Annotated in this window: 10 protein-coding genes; 4 read left to right on the top strand and 6 right to left on the bottom strand. The window is 43.7% G+C overall.

What is annotated here, in order from left to right; translation table 11 throughout:
• Nucleotides 1-80 precede the first annotated feature (80 nt).
• Together KTR06_RS08570 and gpmI are read right to left on the bottom strand one after the other, a co-directional pair.
• Nucleotides 81-662: a DUF3109 family protein gene (locus KTR06_RS08570; protein ID WP_120067576.1), complete on the bottom strand. Its 582-nt coding sequence runs from the start codon at nucleotides 660-662 to the stop codon at nucleotides 81-83.
• Nucleotides 663-728: 66 nt separating this feature from the next.
• Nucleotides 729-2,243 (bottom strand): 2,3-bisphosphoglycerate-independent phosphoglycerate mutase, encoded by a 1,515-nt coding sequence (gene gpmI / locus KTR06_RS08565; protein WP_087317654.1) that lies wholly within the window; start codon nucleotides 2,241-2,243, stop codon nucleotides 729-731.
• 172 nt (nucleotides 2,244-2,415) lie between these two features.
• On the opposite strand from gpmI, the gene KTR06_RS08560 reads away from it, so the two are divergent.
• Together KTR06_RS08560 and KTR06_RS08555 are read left to right on the top strand one after the other, a co-directional pair.
• A complete protein-coding gene (locus KTR06_RS08560) occupies nucleotides 2,416-4,875 on the top strand; it encodes a TlpA disulfide reductase family protein (RefSeq protein ID WP_217290204.1) in 2,460 nt (819 codons plus the stop codon).
• Nucleotides 4,876-5,119: 244 nt separating this feature from the next.
• Entirely contained in the window at nucleotides 5,120-6,049 is a 930-nt protein-coding gene (locus KTR06_RS08555; protein ID WP_008770430.1) for a magnesium transporter CorA family protein, read from the top strand.
• A 139-nt stretch (nucleotides 6,050-6,188) separates the two neighbouring features.
• Here KTR06_RS08555 and KTR06_RS08550 read toward each other — a convergent pair whose 3' ends face one another.
• From KTR06_RS08550 to KTR06_RS08535, 4 genes are all read right to left on the bottom strand, one after another.
• Entirely contained in the window at nucleotides 6,189-7,730 is a 1,542-nt protein-coding gene (locus KTR06_RS08550) for a DUF5723 family protein (protein ID WP_004309465.1), read from the bottom strand.
• Nucleotides 7,731-7,910: 180 nt separating this feature from the next.
• Entirely contained in the window at nucleotides 7,911-8,513 is a 603-nt protein-coding gene (locus KTR06_RS08545) for a ribonuclease HII (RefSeq protein WP_008024096.1), read from the bottom strand.
• A 90-nt stretch (nucleotides 8,514-8,603) separates the two neighbouring features.
• Nucleotides 8,604-10,808, bottom strand: coding sequence for a sodium-translocating pyrophosphatase (locus tag KTR06_RS08540; RefSeq protein ID WP_217290203.1), 2,205 nt, complete (start codon nucleotides 10,806-10,808; stop codon nucleotides 8,604-8,606).
• A 525-nt stretch (nucleotides 10,809-11,333) separates the two neighbouring features.
• Entirely contained in the window at nucleotides 11,334-14,279 is a 2,946-nt protein-coding gene (locus KTR06_RS08535) for a two-component regulator propeller domain-containing protein (RefSeq protein ID WP_217290202.1), read from the bottom strand.
• Between the two features lie 244 nt (nucleotides 14,280-14,523).
• Here KTR06_RS08535 and KTR06_RS08530 point away from each other — a divergent pair, with 244 nt between their 5' ends.
• Together KTR06_RS08530 and KTR06_RS08525 are read left to right on the top strand one after the other, a co-directional pair.
• The gene (locus KTR06_RS08530) at nucleotides 14,524-16,914 is read left to right on the top strand and encodes a TonB-dependent receptor (protein ID WP_217290201.1); all 2,391 of its coding nucleotides are present in this window, start codon (nucleotides 14,524-14,526) and stop codon (nucleotides 16,912-16,914) included.
• 82 nt (nucleotides 16,915-16,996) lie between these two features.
• Nucleotides 16,997-19,186 carry an alpha-galactosidase gene (locus KTR06_RS08525; protein WP_217290200.1) on the top strand — a complete coding sequence of 730 codons (2,190 nt, stop codon included), beginning with the start codon at nucleotides 16,997-16,999 and terminating at the stop codon, nucleotides 19,184-19,186.
• Nucleotides 19,187-19,192 lie beyond the last annotated feature (6 nt).

The raw sequence follows: 19,192 nt of genomic DNA, 5'->3' as shown, positions 1-19,192 counted from the left end.
ATGCCGGCATGCGGAATCATAATCGCATTGTGCATTTTGCTCTATCAGCTATATTGCATACGCAAGAACCGGAAGAGAATTTAAATATATTGTTGCCTTTTCAGCTCTTCAGCAACAGTGACCAGCTCTTTGTACCATTCTTCACCGAACTTACGGATTAAAGGCTCTTTCAAAAACTGATATACGGGAAGATTCTCTTTTTTCCCCAGCAAAACTGCTGCTTTACATACGTCCCAACGATTATAATTCACCGCTTTATAGGGCCCGTAATCGCCGATCCGGATAGGATAAAGATGACAGGACACCGGTTTATAGAAGTCTGTTTTCCTCTCCCGATAAGCCTTCTCAATAGCACAGTAGCAACAGCCTTTCTCATCGTAGCAGGTAAACACACAGTCCTTATTATTAACAATAGAAGTCACCAGATCACCTTCCTCATCCGTATATACTACTCCTTGCTTTTCAATCACCGCACGTGCTTCCGGAGCCAGTTCATCCCAAATAATTGGCAAAACTTCTTCCAACTCCATCACCTCGTCCAGCTCTACCGGAGCACCGGCATCACCTTCAATGCAACAGGCCCCCTTACAAGCGCCCAAATCGCAAAGGAACTTCTCCTGAAATACATCAAGAGACACTACTACATCACCTATTTGTATCATTTTAAACCTTATGTGAGACAAAAAGGGCGGAGTAGAACTCCGCCCTCCCAATTATAGAAATCTAAATTACTTAATCAAAACGTTTCCGTCCATTTCTGCCGGAACTTCCAGTCCCATAATCTTTAAAATAGTCGGAGCAACATCTGCCAAACGACCATCTTCTACTTTCGCAGCCTTATTCTCTGTCACGTAAACACAAGGAACAGGGTTCAAAGAGTGAGCAGTATTCGGAGTACCGTCTTCGTTCAAAGCATGGTCAGCATTACCATGATCGGCAATGATAATCGCTTCGTAATCTTGTGCTTTAGCGGCTTCGATTACATCTTTCACACAAGCATCTACAGCAACAACCGCTTTCTCGATTGCTTCGTAAATACCGGTATGGCCAACCATGTCACCGTTAGCAAAATTCACTACAATGAAATCATATTTGTTCTCGTTGATGGCAGCTACCAGTTTCTCTTTTACTTCAAAAGCGCTCATTTCCGGCTTCAAGTCATAAGTAGCAACTTTTGGAGAAGGAACAAGGATACGTTCTTCTTTATCGAACGGAGTTTCACGTCCACCGTTAAAGAAGAATGTTACGTGAGCATACTTTTCTGTTTCAGCGATATGAAGTTGGCTCAAGCCTTTGGAAGCAAGATATTCGCCCAATGTGTTGGACACGTTTTCTTTGTCGAACAAGATATGAACGCCCTTGAAAGATGCATCATACGGAGTCATACAGTAATATTGCAGCCCCGGGATAGTATGCATGCCAGCTTCCGGCATATCTTGTTGAGTCAGTACGACAGTCAACTCTTTGGCACGGTCATTACGGTAGTTGAAGAAGATCACTACATCACCCTCTTTGATTGTTCCGTCACAGTTAGCGTTTACAATCGGTTTGATGAATTCATCTGTCACGCCTTCGTCGTAAGATTCCTGCATTGCCTGAACCATATCGGTAGCTTTCTTGCCTACACCGTTTACGAGCAGGTCGTATGCTTCTTTTACACGTTCCCAACGTTTATCACGGTCCATTGCATAATAACGGCCGATGATAGAAGCAACCTTTCCTGCTGATTTCTCGCAGTGTGCAGAAAGTTCTTCGATAAAGCCTTTACCACTCTTCGGGTCAGTATCACGGCCATCCATGAAGCAGTGGATAAATGTATTGTTGATGTTATATTCTTTTGCGATATCGCAAAGTTTGAAGAGATGAACGAGTGAGCTGTGTACACCACCGTTAGAAGTCAGCCCCATAAAGTGAATATTCTTTCCGTTTTCTTTTGCATAAGAGAAGGCAGAAACGATTTCAGGATTTTTCATGATGCTGTTGTCCGCACATGCACGATTGATTTTCACCAAGTCCTGATAAACCACGCGTCCGGCACCGATATTCAAGTGACCTACTTCCGAGTTACCCATCTGTCCGTCGGGCAAACCTACGTTTTCACCGCTTGCCTGAAGTTGAGAGTGAGGATAAGTACTCATCAGATAATCCCAATAAGGAGTGGGAGTGTTGAAGATTACGTCGTCTTTCTTTTGGTCACCTAATCCCCAACCATCGAGGATCATTAAAAGGGCTTTCTTACTCATAATATTTTAATATTTAAATTATCACACTGATTTTCGGGCGCAAAGGTACAAAAAAGATGGTTACGTAAACGTTTAATCTATGTTAAGTTACAGGGCAGAAGTGTATCAGTTCATGGATATTTTTCTTACTTTGTAAAATTACTTTCAACATGTTTATCGAAAAACTATTATTATGAAAACAACTTTATTTTGCATCTTCCTTTTGTTATCGGGTATAATATCCGCACAAACAATCGACAATCCTCCTTTCAAAGCCCGATCAGGAAGTATTTCCAACATCACCCGTATAGAACGTACTCCCGAAAACACAAGAGTATATATTCATGCCATCTTCCGCCCTCACTGGTGGATCATGGAAGATGGGGATACCTATCTGGAAGATGCTGCCACCGGAAAGAAATATATGTTTAAAAGTGCCGAAGGCATCGAGCTCAAAAAAGAAGTCTATATGCCGGCTTCAGGCACGATGGATTATGTTCTTGTTTTCGAACCGTTACCGTCAGAAACGCAAACGATTCATTTTCTCAATCCGACTGACCCCGAAGGCAATATTTACGATATATCGCTGGTACCGCAAAAGAAGAAAAAGTCTTCCCCTTTAGCCATCATCAAAGGCAATTGGTTCAAGACGGACGGTTCCGGTTCATGGGAATATGGAGTTTACGACTCCATCAGCATTCTGAATAACCGGATATACACCAATGAAAATATCCGAAAAAAGGGAAAGCGGATTGAAATGGCTTTAAAAGACAAACAGAGTCATGAAGAAATTGCTTTATCATTTACTCCACAAAAAGACGGAACGTGTAAGATTCAACAGAAAGGAACAGAAGAAATAGTATACAGCAAGGAAAGAACTCCGGTGACACTTGTTAATGCGGAAGATGACTTTCAGCAGTTCTTCCGTCAGGATTCAGCTTACCTGCAAGGGTATATAGACGGATACGATCCCCGTTTAGGGTTCGACACCGGTCTTATTTACCTGTCAAACGAACTCACTCGCGAAGATTATCCGACCGTTATCCAAATAGCTCCGAACGGCAGTTTTAGCTGTCGATTTATTATTAATCATCCGGTAGAATCATCGGTAGTACTGGGAAACAACTGGATTCCATTCTATATCGAACCCGGACAAACTCTCACCATGTATATCGACTGGGAAGCAGTAATGGCACGCAGCCGTGCACGCGACCATTACTTCCCTATCAGGAACACAGCATATATGGGACCATCTGCACCTCTCTCCTACTTACTGAAAGACCTTGACAAACTGATTACTTATCGCTACGAAGACTTGTCGAAATCGCAAAAGACATTCCCCCCCGACCAGTATCAGGAGCACATGAAGCCTATCATTGCACAATGGAAACATATTGCAGATTCCGTAAGGCAAATCTATCAGCCTTCTCTCAAGGCAGTTCATCTGATAAAGAACAAGGTCGATTTACAGGTTGGAAGCACGTTTCTTGGTTTCCTGATGGGTAGAGATTACTATGCAAAACAGGATAGTACCAATCAGGCACTAAAAGTGAAAGAAAACGATTCATATTACAGCTTCTTGAAAGATATGCCGCTCAATGATGCAGTCGTACTTGCGAGTAAAAACGCAAGCATATTCATCAACCGTTTCGAATATATGGATATATTCCGAAAAGCATATCCCTATCAAACCTTTTCTACATCTGACAGCATCGATTATACTTATCCGAAGAAATCCCTGTTGACTTTCCTTAAAGAAAAAGGAGTGAAACTGAATAAGGAGCAGGAAGCGATAAGACTTAAACAGGAGAAGTTGGCCGGAACTACTGTCAAAATCATCATCAAGCAGTTAATTGATGAAAAAGGGAAGACTGCATCGCTCTATGAAAAGGAACAGAAACTCGTACAAGAATATGCAACATTATGTTTGAAGGAATCGGGGAAAAAAGGAGAATCCCAGCAGGATAAAGATAGGCTACGGATAAATATAGATCGGAAATATGATTTAAAGAAAGATTCCATCATTGCTCAATTATATCATATTCCCAATCCATTGCTTTGGCAAATAGCCAAAGTGCGAAGCTTTGACTATGATTTAGGAAATATCAAAGACAGCCAAATAGCACATGAATATGTGGATAGCATCAAACAAACATTCAGCGAACCATTTCTCGTAACAGAAGCCGAACGGATACTAGAAAAGAAACACCCGAAAGACATGACGAAATCTTATCAGCTGCCTGAAGGAAAAGCAACAGAAATATTTCGTAATATCATCAAAAATCATTCCGGTAAGGTGTTGTTTGTTGATTTCTGGGCAACTACTTGCGCACCTTGTCGCGGAGAAATAGAAGCAACTGCCGACCTACGCAAAAAATACAAAGATCATCCGGAATTTCAGTTCATTTATATCACCGGCCAGAAAGATTCGCCCGAGAAAGCCTACAAAAAATATGTAGAGAAGAATCTAAAAGGAGAAGCCTGTTACTATGTATCGGAAACAGAGTTTAACTACCTTCGCCAACTATTTCAATTTAATGCTATACCGCACTACGAACTTGTTGAAAAAGATGGCAGTATATCAAAAGAAGGTTTAAGCAGCCATAGTATCAGGAAATATCTGGATAATCATTTTGAAGTAAAAGGTGAATAGTATCAGGACCTCTAAATAACGGATGCCAATATAAGGCCACCCATAAAAGAATATCAAAAAAAGCGATGCAAAGCACGGAAGCCATCTCATTTTTCCGTACCTTTGCCTCGCTTTTAAATTAAAATCATAGAAATATGGACGATTCAAACCCGCGAACGTGCACAACTAGTATTAATTAAAGCGAACAGAGCCATTGAAGACTGATGCCTCTGCTCGTGTCAAACAAACGAAAGGAGGCAATAAGATGAGAACGTATCTTTATTGTGAGGCTGGCTTTGTGGAAAAAGCACAATGGCTTCCCAACAGCTGGGTAAATGTAGTATGCCCAAACAATGATGACTTTGAATTTCTAACTCAAACTCTCAACGTACCCGAATCATTTCTGAATGATATAGCCGACACGGACGAACGTCCGCGTACGGATACGGAAGGCAACTGGTTGTTGACGATTCTTCGTATCCCGGTAGTGAACAAACAGAATGGCAGTCTGCCTTTCGACACTGTACCGATTGGAATTATCACTAATAACGAGATTATTGTGTCCGTCTGTTATCACAACACGGATTTATTACCGGATTTCATAGAGCATACCCGTCGAAAAGGGATCGTTGTACGCAACAAGCTGGATCTGATTTTCCGGTTAATCTATTCTTCTGCCGTGTGGTTCCTGAAATATCTAAAGCAGATAAACATAGACATCAGTGCCGCAGAAAAGGAACTGGAACGAAGCATCCGTAACGAAGACCTGCTTCGCTTGATGAGACTGCAAAAAACACTTGTCTACTTCAACACTTCCATCCGTGGAAATGAAGTGATGATCGGTAAGTTAAGGACTATTTTTCAGGATACGGATTATCTGGACACTGAATTAGTGGAAGATGTAATTATCGAGCTGAAACAGGCGCTCAATACGGTGAATATTTACAGTGATATCCTCACAGGGACAATGGATGCTTTTGCGTCTATTATCTCCAATAATGTGAATACGATCATGAAACGTATGACAAGTCTGTCTATCGTCCTGATGCTTCCGACATTGATTGCCAGTTTCTATGGCATGAATGTGGATATTCACCTGGAAGAAGTGCCCTTTGCTTTCTCTTTGATTGTGCTCTTTTCCATCGGATTGTCAACGCTTGCGTTTGTGATATTCCGGAAGATTAAGTGGTTCTAAAAGGAGGAACATAAAAAAACAGCTTACCATCTATGATCCTTTATAAGGATTCTTTATGACGGTAAGCTGTAATTATACGTTTTTTATTCTATAGAGAATTAATTAAAAGAGAATGTTTAGAGAGAGAAATTAAAATATTTTATCCTTCTTTATTTGCTTTTCTTCCACCCAACGGAATAGATACCCCAACGAATCCATTAACAGAGTTAGAGTTCTTTCCTAAGAACATATAGTCAGTTCCGACAAACAGAGGACCTAACTTCAGACCCAAACCGAAAGATTTACCGGCTGACTGGATAACTGAATAACTAAGTGCTACATTGAACCAACTTTTCGGACGGTAGTTTGCAGAGAATGTTAATTCAGTAAGTGCATCGGGTTGCACAAAACGAGTTGTAGACAATGCGCCAACAGCCAGTTTGTTATTGAAAAATCCGTATTCTGCACCTATTACTAATGTAGAAGCCAGACGAGACTTGCGAGACTTGCTTGCTTCTTCCGTTCTAAGTTGCAACATTTCATAGTCAAGTACGTCACCGCCACTAACACGTTCCATATATCCATTGGCATCCGTCTGCAAATTCTTTATGTTATTTTCAATAGCAGTAATACTTCCAGGAATATCACTAGGATCAATACCTGATGTATAGTCACTTCCCTTCATATCAATACCTGATGCTTTAGCATTAGCTATTTGAGTGCTACTTTTCGACCATGATATAAATCCCAAGTCCAAAATAGAAGCAGATACAGTCAGATTATCCATAATCTTATAAGATGCTCCCAAGTCAATACCAAAACCGTAACCTGCGATTCCCATATCTTTACTCTCAAATTCGAAATCACTAATATAGTCTTGTCCATCTTCCTTTTTCAAATTCAACCCCTTGAAAGAACTTTCCAAATGAGCATCTACTGCCAGATTAGCATGGTAGCTCTCAATTTCACTTCTTAACTTCGTTATATCGTCAACACCCAAACCTGATAAATATGCAGGATCCTGTAATTGACTAATACGAGCATCACTAGGCAAACTAGCGTTCATTGCCACATTATTAAGTTTCAAATCCATATTACCAATACCCAGCAAAGCTTTCACTCTAGCACCCACCGTCAAACGACTATTGATTTGACGTGAAAGTCCTAAGCCAACTTCAGCGTAAGCATTTATATTCAGTTGTTGATTGCTAATATCATAGTTACTATTTCTCCAATTATCTTCTATTCCATCCATCTCATTCAAGAAGGTAAACATAGATTTTGTCAAGTTAGCACCGATATCTGTACGCAGACCGATATTGAATGACCAGAAGTTTTTACCTTTATACCATCCTGCAGAAAGAATTTCCGTACTGAAATTCACATTCAGCTTATTATTATCTTTCAGACGATTCATAAAATCTGGTTTAGTATAGAAATCGTCACCATCATCAATAATATCGATGATATCCTGATAGCCTAATGAAGTAGAACCAACAGTTGCATTAACTGCACCAATTACCGGAAGGTTGAAATAACCTTTCGTCGGTGTTAAAGCCGGATTTAGTTGTTGACGATAATGGGTACCTTCCATGAAATAAGAAGTACGCAAAAACTGTGCATTTGCAGAAAGAGTGCAAACCAACATCATAAAAAATACCCCAATAATTTTAGAAGACCACAATAGTTTGTTCGTTGCCATGATTTTAAACTTTTTAATTCTTATTATTGTTTGCAAAGATATAGCATTTCAATAACAAATAAAAGCACTAGACAACACTTTTTTAGCCTAAACAGAACAATCTTAGGGTTATCCGTAACAAAATCGTGCTTATTCTGCAAAAAAATGTAGAAAATATGTGCAAAATGAAACAAAGTGACTTTAGAAGTTCAAAGTTAGCTGTCCATCTCCTAATAGATTGAACGTCATTCGATGGTAAGGAGTGGTCCCACGTTCGGCAATGGCGGCGCGATGTTTTTTAGTTGGGTAGCCTTTATTGTGATCCCAGTCATAATAAGGAAACTCTTCGTGGAGACGGTTCATATAATCGTCTCTGTATGTCTTGGCTAAAATAGAAGCCGCAGCTATTGAAAGATATTTCCCGTCGCCTTTCACTACCGTGGTATGGGGGATATCGGGATATTTAGTGAAACGGTTTCCGTCGATTAGTAAATGCTGTGGGCGGGTAGTCAGTTGATCCACCGCACGATGCATAGCTAGGAAAGAAGCCCGCAGGATATTTATTTCATCAATTTCTTCCGGTGACACGACGCCAACCGCCCAGGCTATCGCTTCCTTCTCTATTACCTCACGTAGTGCATAACGTTGCTTTTCCGACAGTTGCTTGGAATCATTCAACAGTTCATTCTTAAAATCTTTCGGAAGAATAACCGCAGCAGCGTATACTGCTCCCGCCAAACATCCACGACCGGCCTCATCACATCCGGCTTCAATCAGATTCTCGTTCAAATAAGGTAATAACATATTTATCGCTTCTATTTTGACACAAAGGTAATTCAAATTAAAAAAGGAGACTTGTTTTGCCTCCTTTTTCTTACTTCTTTCCTGCTTTTTTTAGAATAAACTCCAGGCAACAGTAAGCCCTGCCATTACAATGGCTACCATGCTCATTAGCTTTATTAAGATATTCAAGCTCGGCCCGGATGTATCTTTAAACGGATCGCCCACGGTATCTCCTACTACGGTTGCTTTATGAACTTCACCGCCTTTTCCTCCAAAGTTTCCTTCTTCTACATATTTCTTTGCATTATCCCATGCACCGCCGGCATTAGCCATGAAGATAGCCAGTACGAAACCACTGCTCAAGCCACCAATCAGCAAACCGAGCACACCGGGAACACCGAAAATAAGACCTGTAAGGATAGGGGCAATAATAGCGATCAAGGAAGGCACAACCATTTCACGTTGCGCACCTTTTGTTGATATTGCAACACAACGTTCGTAATCCGGCTCCGCTTCTCCTGTCAAAATACCCTTTATTTCACGGAATTGGCGACGTACTTCATCTACCATGTGCCCTGCTGCACGTCCTACGGCATTCATTGTCAATCCACAGAACAGGAAAGCCATCATGGAACCGAGGAACATACCCGAAAGAACTTTCGGATTCATCAGATGTACTTCATAATAATCCATGAAGTCGATAAAAGTAGCATTCGCCACACTGATGGAGCTACCATCCGCAAAGGTCAGATCTACATTACCAAGCCGTGTAAGGCCGATTCGGATTTCTTCAATATAAGAAGCCAGCAAAGCCAAGCCTGTCAATGCAGCGGAACCGATTGCAAAACCTTTTCCGGTGGCAGCAGTCGTATTCCCCAATGAATCGAGCGCATCGGTACGTTTGCGGACTTCGGCACCCAAGCCGGACATTTCTGCGTTACCTCCTGCATTATCCGCAATCGGTCCGTAAGCATCCGTTGCCAGAGTGATACCTAAAGTAGAAAGCATGCCGACAGCCGCAATACCGATTCCATACAGTCCCATACCGACATTGGCAAAATCGCCGGCGGAAGCCAACAGATAGGAAGCAATGATACCAATCACGACTGCAATTACCGGAATAGCCGTAGAAAGCATACCTAAACCGATACCGGAGATAATTACGGTGGCAGGTCCGGTCTTACCGCTTTCACTTAGTTTCTGGGTAGGGCGATAGGATTGGGAAGTATAATATTCCGTAGAACGTCCGATGATAATACCTACCAATAGTCCGACTACTACGGCACAAGAAATCCAAATCCAGTTATCAAGTTGCAGAAACCACAGAATAAGGAATGTAGCAGCAACAATTAATACGGAACTAAGATTCGTACCGAAAGCCAACGAACCGAGCAGGTCCTTCATAGTCGCATTCTCCTTGGTACGGACAGCAAATATACCTATAATAGAAAGGATAATACCGACAGCCGCAATCAGCATCGGGGCGATCACTGCCTTGAATTGCATCACTGTATCTGCCGAATGGATAAAAGCAGCAGCACCCAGAGCGGCTGTTGCCAGAATCGAGCCACAGTAAGATTCGTATAAATCGGCTCCCATACCGGCCACGTCGCCTACATTATCGCCCACATTATCGGCAATAGTGGCAGGATTACGAGGGTCATCTTCCGGGATTCCGGCTTCTACTTTGCCTACCAAGTCGGCTCCGACATCGGCTGCCTTTGTATAGATACCACCGCCTACACGGGCAAAGAGCGCCTGGGTAGAAGCTCCCATACCAAATGTCAGCATGGTGGTAGTGATTACACAGAGTTTATGAGTAGGTGTCAGTGCATCAGCAGGAATCACTGCATTCAGCAACAGATACCAAAAAGATATATCAAGTAGTCCCAGGCCAACGACCACCAGTCCCATCACGGCACCACTTCGGAAAGCAATTCTTAATCCTGCATTCAGAGAAGTACGGGCAGCATTAGCGGTACGAGCGGACGCGTATGTCGCCGTCTTCATCCCCAGAAATCCGGAAAGCCCGGAGAAGAATCCACCTGTAAGGAAAGCAATGGGAACCCAGGCATTCTGTACATGAAAGCCATAAGCCATAATTGAAAACAAAATAACCAGCCCCAAGAATACCCAACCTACTATTTTGTATTGTTGTTTTAGATAAGACATAGCTCCTTTGCGCACAGCAGCAGCTATTTTTATCATTTGGGATGTACCTTCACTCTCTTTCATCATTTGCTTATGAAAGTAATAAGCAAAGCAGAGGGCTAACACGGAAGCGACTGGAACGAGCCAGAAAAGAATGTTGTCCATAGGGTCAATTTTTAAAGGATTACGGAGGCTAAAAGTATGGAAATCAATCGAAATAAGCAAGTAAAAAAGAAAGAATTTACAGAGTTGAATCATCCTATTTTTTATACGTCTCTTTGGACAAATGAGCAGATGGTAGTTATTTTTAGACATAAGAACAAAAGAACATAAAGGCTGCGCTTTGAAAATTATTTCTGTTGCTTATTGAACGGCTATTCTATTTTTTGTTCTTATGTTCTTCTGTCTGAATTAACTTCCCATTTAACCAGAAACGGTACGGAAATGAGGTAAACTCATACAATTATAATTCAAAAAAAACTTCCGTAAACATTCTCAACTATACTTATCCCTATGAGAAAAAATACTCATAAGTATGAGAAGAAATACTCACTGTAATGAGAACTTTTTCTCATTGCAGTGAGAATATACCCTTGTTAGAATAGGCTGAAACAGTGCATTACTGTACGGAAATAAACTAATTTCAGTTCAAATTCAAACAAAGAGACAACGAATAATAGGCAATAACTACTAACTATCTGTCATTCTCTGCTTATTCTGCTGGGCAAACTCTGTAGGAGTGACTCCAAATTGTTTCTGAAATACTTTGGCGAAGTAAGAAGGTGACTGAAATCCTACCCTGTCACAAATCTCATTGATGCGCAGTTCTCCCTCCTGCAACAATTCCGCAGCATGTTTTAGCCGGATGATACGGATAAAATCGAGTGAAGAAAGGTCGGTCAATGCCTTAATTTTACGGTGAAGGCTGGAGCGGGACATATTCATAGCCGCAGCTAATGCTTCCACATTATAGTTGGCATCGGAAAGATTCTCACGCACTTTGGCTATCAATTGAGACATCAGTTGCTCGTCCGCCCGTGACATGGCATCCCCTTGCGGAGTGCAGGCGCCGTAAGTGATCTGATTAATAAACATCTCATGCGTACGGTGGGATTCGCGCTCACGCGCCAGTTCCGCCAATAATTGCTGTTCACGTATCTTCTGCACTTCACGGCGGCGATAGGCACGAAGGGTTAGTACAAAACTACCGGATACAACAATAATATAGATAAGGTACGCCCACACTGTACGCCACCAAGGTGGAAGAATACGTACCGATAAAGTGGCTTCTTCCTGATTCCAGACACCATCATTATTACTGCCACGCACACGAAACAGATAGTCTCCCGGCGGAAGCTGGGCATAAGACGCAGTATGTGCAGCAGACGTATAGTTCCAGTCGTTGTCTATACCTTCCATTTTATAAGCATAGCGGTTTGCGCCCGGCGATGTATAACTTAAAGCAACAAAATCAAAGCCGACATTAGAACGGTAAGGCAATTGCACGCCATCTGCCGGGAAAGGAGTTTCACGTCCTTGTACATACATTCCGGTGATGTAGACCGGAGGGACAAATGTGTTCCGGCGGACAATCTGCGGATTAAAAGAGACAAGTCCGTTGATGGTCCCCATCCAGATAGTCCCATCAGAGGCAGCCAAAGCCGATTTATAATTAAACTGATTATCAGGCAGCCCATCGTTTCGGGTAAAGATTTGCAGGCTATCTGTTTCCGGATGAAGGCAAACCAGTCCACGGTCTGTTCCGAACCAGATGCGATGTTGTGCGTCTTCCACCACTTTATAGGTCACGTTGTCCGGAAGACCGTTCGCTTTAGTGTATGTCCGGAACCTGCCCGTTTCGGGGTTAAAACACAATAACCCTCCCCGATCCGTAGAAAACCAGAGAAGACCTTTGCTATCCTCCGTTATGCCTGTCACTTCATTCGTTCCGATAGAAGTGCTGTCTCCCGGTACACATTGATACTTGACCATCTGATCCGTCTGCGGATTATACCGGAATATGCCATTACCCATTGTTGCGACCCATATATTGCCGGATTTATCTTCGAGGATGTCACGCATATAAGCGTAACCGAATTGTTCCACCTTCTCAAAAGTCCGCCCTTTGTCGCCCGAACGGAAGATGTTCCAACCATCGCCCAGCCAGATGACTCCCCCACGGTCACGATAAAGGGCAAACACCGAACCTTCACTGATGCCGAGTTGTGCAGGATAGAATGTATGAACCTGTCCTCGAAAAATGTTTGTGGTAGAAATGGCAGAGGAGGCAACAGAAACAGGAGATACAGTAGAAGAAGTCAAAGATGAAAAAGTGGAAGAAGAAATGGAAGGAGAAGCGGAAGAGGCTGTCCCCGGAATTATTAGATCAATACCTCCTTTAAAGTAACCCGCCCCGACTAAATCATCCGAAGCAAACAAGCTCAACACATTCTGACGGTCCGGTGATTCGGGAACTTTTACGAAAGTCTGCGCCTTTGGATTCCAATAACAAACCCCGCCATCCTGCGTACTAATCCACACTGTCCCGTCTTTTCCTTCCGCCAATTCACTGATGCGACGTCCGCAGACCGTACCGGGTGCTCCCGGAAGATAAACAGAAAAGTCGAGCGAACGTACAGGCAGATAACTGGCTCCTCCAAATTGCGTACAGATCCAAGTTCCTCCTTCACGATCGCGATAAATCTTATCCACGATAGCATCTCCAAGCCCATACTTTCCTCCGGCATCAGCAGGGATATGTTGCACACTATTCTGTTTCTCATTAATCACATAAACACCATTTTGAGTTCCCACCCATAATTCGTCTCCAAAGCAAACTGCGTAACGAATAATCTTTCGATGCACTTCTGGCGCAGGGAACACGCTCACCTCCCCTGTCTTCTTATTGAACCGTTTCAATTCCTCTTCATGCACGCCGACAATCAGTTCATCGCCATAATCACACAGAGTAAATATGAAATCTCCTTTAAGCGCCTCTGTGGCATACGCCACAAATTTATCCTGTTCCGGGCTATAACGATAGATTCCCGCTCCGTACGTACCGACCCAAATCGTACCGTCTTTATCCACACAGATGGATTGCGGAAAGTCCTTACTTTTATCTTTACCGGGACAAGGAATGTAGCGGAACAGCTTCCCCGTCTCCACCTGATAGCGGAAAACTCCCTGATTGGGCGCATTCACCCATATATTTCCCGAATGGTCTGCCAGTATATCCTCAATCCAGTTGTATCTGATTTGTTCTCCGCTCTCTGTACGGGCATCAAAAAAAGAAAACTTCCCGGTGGCAAGGTCTTGAATATAGACACCATCGTCCGTGCCTATCCACAACTGCCGATGATTATCTTCAAAAAGAGCGGATATAACCTGATTGCCATGTTGCAAAGTCTCGTCATAACAATTATAAAGCTTCATCGACACTCCGTCGTAGCGGTTAAGTCCATTGCGGGTACCCAACCAGATAAAACCGTAACTATCTTGAATAATGGACTTGACATGACTGTTCGAAAGACCGCTTCCACCATCTACACGGATAAAGTTATACTGCCCCGTCGCGGCAAAGTCCGGAAGGAAGAAACAAACAGAAAGAAGAAAAAGCAGCAGATTCCTTTTCATACACAGATATTAGATAGCGACAAATATAGTTTTTTTTACGCAAAATGTATAAGAAGGATGAAACATTTGTTGCAAGGAGGGCAATAAATGTCGCACCACAAGGGCGCTATCATACATTTGAAACATCTCTTGCACATCTTGACAAAAGAGAGTATAGCCACCTGTTTCTCCTCCCCCTATCTTTGCCTTCGTCAAAATGACACAACCGACGTGAACTTCCAAAATCTTAAAATAAATACAAGTGATGAAAAAAGTAACCTTTAGTTGCCTTGCTCTAGCAATCCTCTTGCAACTGATCCCCTCCAACGGGAATGCAGCGAACATTCAGGATCAAAAGGAAAAGACAAACCGCACCGCAATGAAGCAGGACACAATTCCTGCCAATCTCTCAAAAGAACCTGACAATCCTTCTAAAAAAGAAACAGAAGAAGGCGAACGCAATGTAATGCTGAATGCTTCCGACGCCAACAAACCCCGCGAAATTCAAATCGGGCTTCCCAGCGAGGACGTTAATGTATATGAGAATGGGCTTCCCGCCGTCTATTCCTCGGCCGTTCACAAGCTCGCCGCCCATTGGCGCAGCGACAGCAGCCTGGGAGAAGTAGGACTTTTATCTCCTTCCGAGTCGGCCATCACCACCGGTAACATCGCTTACTCCGTCAATTCCTTCAGCAAACTGGGACAAAAAGATTTCCAAGGTATCTTCAACTACCGGACCAATCATTTCGGAATGCAAAACTTCGATTTCAATGTTTCAGGAGCCATCAACGACCATTGGCTCTACACCGCAAGCATCTATCAGAACTTCGATCCGGGAAGCTTCGACCTCAAATTCACAAACTACACAGACCGCACCGAGATCTATCATGCCGGCCTGACCCGCCTCTTCAACAACGGACGGGGCAAAATATCCCTGCTCTACAAACATTCCCGCAGTGAGAACCCGGGCAGTTATGCCAATGCCGCTCCTTTTATCTATGTCGGCGACGGCTCGGTGAAAGAGATAGACGGCTTCAAACTGGGAACGAATTCGTATGTCCCGCAAAGCGGTTCTTTTGAATACATGGACGTGAGAGACGGGAAAATGAAAACATGGAATTTAGGCGACGGCTCGGAAAACCGTGCCAATGAAATAGCACTGATTGCCGATTATCGTTTCCAAAACGACCTGCTATGGAAATTCAACCTGAAATATATGGATGCCCCACGCGCCAACTATGTGGATTTCGGAGGAAGCACCATCAGCGAAGTAACTGCCGACGCTGGTTTTACATTATCCAACGGCCATCCGTATGAAGGACTGGCAGAAGGTCGCCGCACCTGGTTGCACGTAGGTAAAGTGAAAAACTTCCTGATTACTTCCGAACTAAACAAGACTTTCGGCAACCATGATTTGCGCCTGGGATTGAACGAATGGTATTATCATCTTGACTACCACTCCTCTTCTCTGCAATGGATGGCTACCGTAGAGAACTATCCACAACTGCTCACTTCCACCGCAACAAGTTCCCTAGATCCCACACTGACCGGTCAACACGTGCAGACATACGGCTACAACGAGCTTAGCCCCGAATATACAATGGGATATGAAAACAAACTCGCCCTCTACCTTACAGACAACTGGCAGGTAACTCCCAAATTCAACATCTATTATGGCGGACGCCTCGAATATTACCGGATGAGTGCCGACCAGATATCCGCTTCCCGTTTCCCGAACTTCCACATCGGCGACTTTACCACTTATCATAAAGAGAAAGAAACAGGAAATATCATCACCACCCCGCGCAGTGTTCATCCTGCCAAAGTGGTAAAAGATAAACTGAACTACGCCGCCACGCTCCGCGCCACTTACAACGTAACCCGGCAATTCGGACTGACTGCCGACGGAACAGTAGCCACCCGCTTCCCCCGTATCAACGAATACGCCGGAACAGGTCCTACGGAAGAACAATACAAACGGGTCACCATACCGTTAATCCGTGGCGGTCTGTTCTACAAGAACCATTGGATCAACCTCACCTCTATGGTGACCTATATCTCTAAATCCAATAACATCGACCAGCAAAACCTCACGAAACCGGGAACGGAAGAAGGAAAGACCGTATTGCTTATCTATAATATCAAAACACTGGGATGGACCACCTCTGCCGAGATCGACCCGTTCAAAGGTTTCCATCTGCATGCCCTGTTCACGTATCAGAAGCCTGTTTACAAGAACTATAACGCAAGTGTCACTTTCAACGATGGCTCGGAGATGTCTGTCAATGCCAACGGAATGATCGTAAAAGAGATCCCGCAGATACTTGTCGAACTCGACCCAAGCTACAACATCACGAAAGACTTACGCCTCTGGCTTAGTTTCCGCTATTTCGGCAAGACGTACGCCAATCTTCAGGAAGCGCTCTACTTCAACGGTCGCTGGGAAACGTTCGGAGGAATCAACTGGAACGTAAACAAGCACCTGTCTCTGGGGGCAACAGTCATCAACTTCCTGAATCAGAAAGGAGCCAGCGGAACCATCAACGGTTCGGAACTGATTACGAAAGAAGAAGCTGCCCAGTACGCCGGAAATTATATGAGTGGAAACTATTTACGCCCATTCACCGTAGAATTTAGCGCAAGCATCAAATTCTAGTTCATACCAAACGAATTATAACTATCTTTGTGGCATTATATGCCCACAAACTAACTAATACCTAATTAATTATTAAAAAACCATGAAGAAACTTTTCGTATTACTTACGGCATTGTTTACCCTGGCACAAGTGAACGCCCAGGAAAAGAACGTTATCCGCATCGCAACGGACAACACAGACTTAATTCTCCAAGTAGCTCCCAACGGACGACTTTATCAGGCTTATCTGGGCGATAAGTTACTGAACGAGAAAGACATCAACAACTTTTCTCCATACGTGAAAGGAGGAAGTGACGGCAGCGTATCCACCCGTGGATGGGAAGTATATCCGGGCTCCGGCGCCGAGGATTATTTTGAACCGGCTGTAGCAATCACGCACAATGATGGAAACCCGAGCACGATTCTCCGTTATGTATCTTCCGAACAAAAAGCAGTGGCAGGCGGAACGGAGACAGTCATCCAACTGAAAGACGATCAGTACCCGGTGGAAGTCACGCTGCATTACATCGCTTATCCGAAAGAAAACGTCATCAAGACGTGGAGTGAAATCAAACATGCTGAAAAGAAACCTGTCACCATCTGGCGTTATGCTTCGACCATGCTTTATTTCTCGGGAAACGAGTATTATCTGACTGAATTCAGCAGCGACTGGGCTAAAGAAGCACAAATGAGCACGCAACCTCTATTGTTCGGCAAAAAGGTGATCGACACCAAACTGGGAAGCCGTGCCGCCATGCATACCCACCCGTTCTTCGAACTTGGTTTTGAACAACCGGCACAGGAAACACAAGGACGTGCCATGTTAGGGACTATCGGATGGACAGGCAACTTCCAGTTTACCTTTGAAGTGGACAACGTAGGCAATCTCCGCGTCATCCCCGCCATTAACCCGTACGCATCTGATTATGAACTAAAACCGAACGAAGTATTTACCACTCCCGAATTCATCTTTACTTTCAGCAACAACGGTACGGGCGAAGCCAGCCGCAACCTCCACGCATGGGCACGCAACCACCAACTGAAAGACGGACAAGGCGACCGCATGACTTTATTGAATAACTGGGAAAATACGTACTTCAAATTCGATGAGAAACTGCTTGCCGAACTGATGAAAGAAGCCAAACATCTGGGTGTAGATATGTTCTTGTTGGATGATGGCTGGTTCGGCAACAAGCATCCTCGCAACAGCGACAATGCCGGACTGGGTGACTGGGAAGTGATGAAATCCAAACTGCCGGGCGGTATTCCCGCACTCGTGAAGTCTGCCAAAGAAGCCGGAGTGAAATTCGGTATCTGGATCGAACCGGAGATGATAAACCCCAAAAGTGAATTGTTCGAGAAGCATCCTGACTGGGCTATCACTCTGCCCAATCGCGAAACATACTATTACCGTAACCAACTGGTGCTCGATCTTAGCAATCCGAAAGTACAGGATTTTGTGTTTGGCGTAGTGGATAACATCCTGACAGCGAACCCGGAAGTAGCTTTCTTTAAATGGGACTGCAACTCTCCCATCACAAATATTTATTCTCCCTATTTGAAGAATAAACAAGGACAACTTTATATCGACCATGTACGTGGTATATATAATGTATTGGAACGTATCAAAGACAAATATCCGAACGTACCGATGATGCTTTGCTCCGGCGGTGGCGCCCGTTGCGACTACGAAGCATTGAAATACTTCACAGAATTCTGGTGCAGCGACAATACAGACCCGATAGAGCGTCTGTTTATCCAATGGGGATTCTCACAAATCTTCCCTGCAAAAGCAATGGACGCACACGTAACCAGCTGGAACAAGAAGACAAGCGTGAAATTCCGTACCGATGTAGCAAGTATGTGTAAACTGGGCTTCGATCTCGGACTGAAAGAGCTGAATGCGGACGAACAGACTTTTTGCCAAAACGCAGTTGCCAACTGGACGCGTCTGAAGAAAGTGATTCTGGATGGTGACCAGTACAGACTGGTTTCTCCATACAATGGTAATCACATGTCTGTCATGTACGCCGCACCGGATAAGAACAAAGCAGTGCTTTATACCTACGATATCCACCCACGTTTCGGTGAGAAGCTGCTCCCGGTTAAACTTCAGGGACTGGATGCGAAGAAAATGTATAAGGTGAAAGAAATCAACCTGATGCCGAACTCTAAATCGAATCTTGCTGCCAATGAGAAGACTTATTCAGGAGATTATCTGATGAAAGTAGGAATCAATGCTTTCACTACCAATCAGGCTTTCAGCCGTGTGATTGAGCTGACTGCCGAATAATATTCA

The organism is Bacteroides sp. MSK.20.12, assembly GCF_019052435.1.
Taxonomy (GTDB): Bacteria; Bacteroidota; Bacteroidia; order Bacteroidales; family Bacteroidaceae; genus Bacteroides; species Bacteroides xylanisolvens.
Note: the sequence above shows the minus strand (reverse complement) of the source record. Positions and strands in the feature narration are given on the sequence as shown.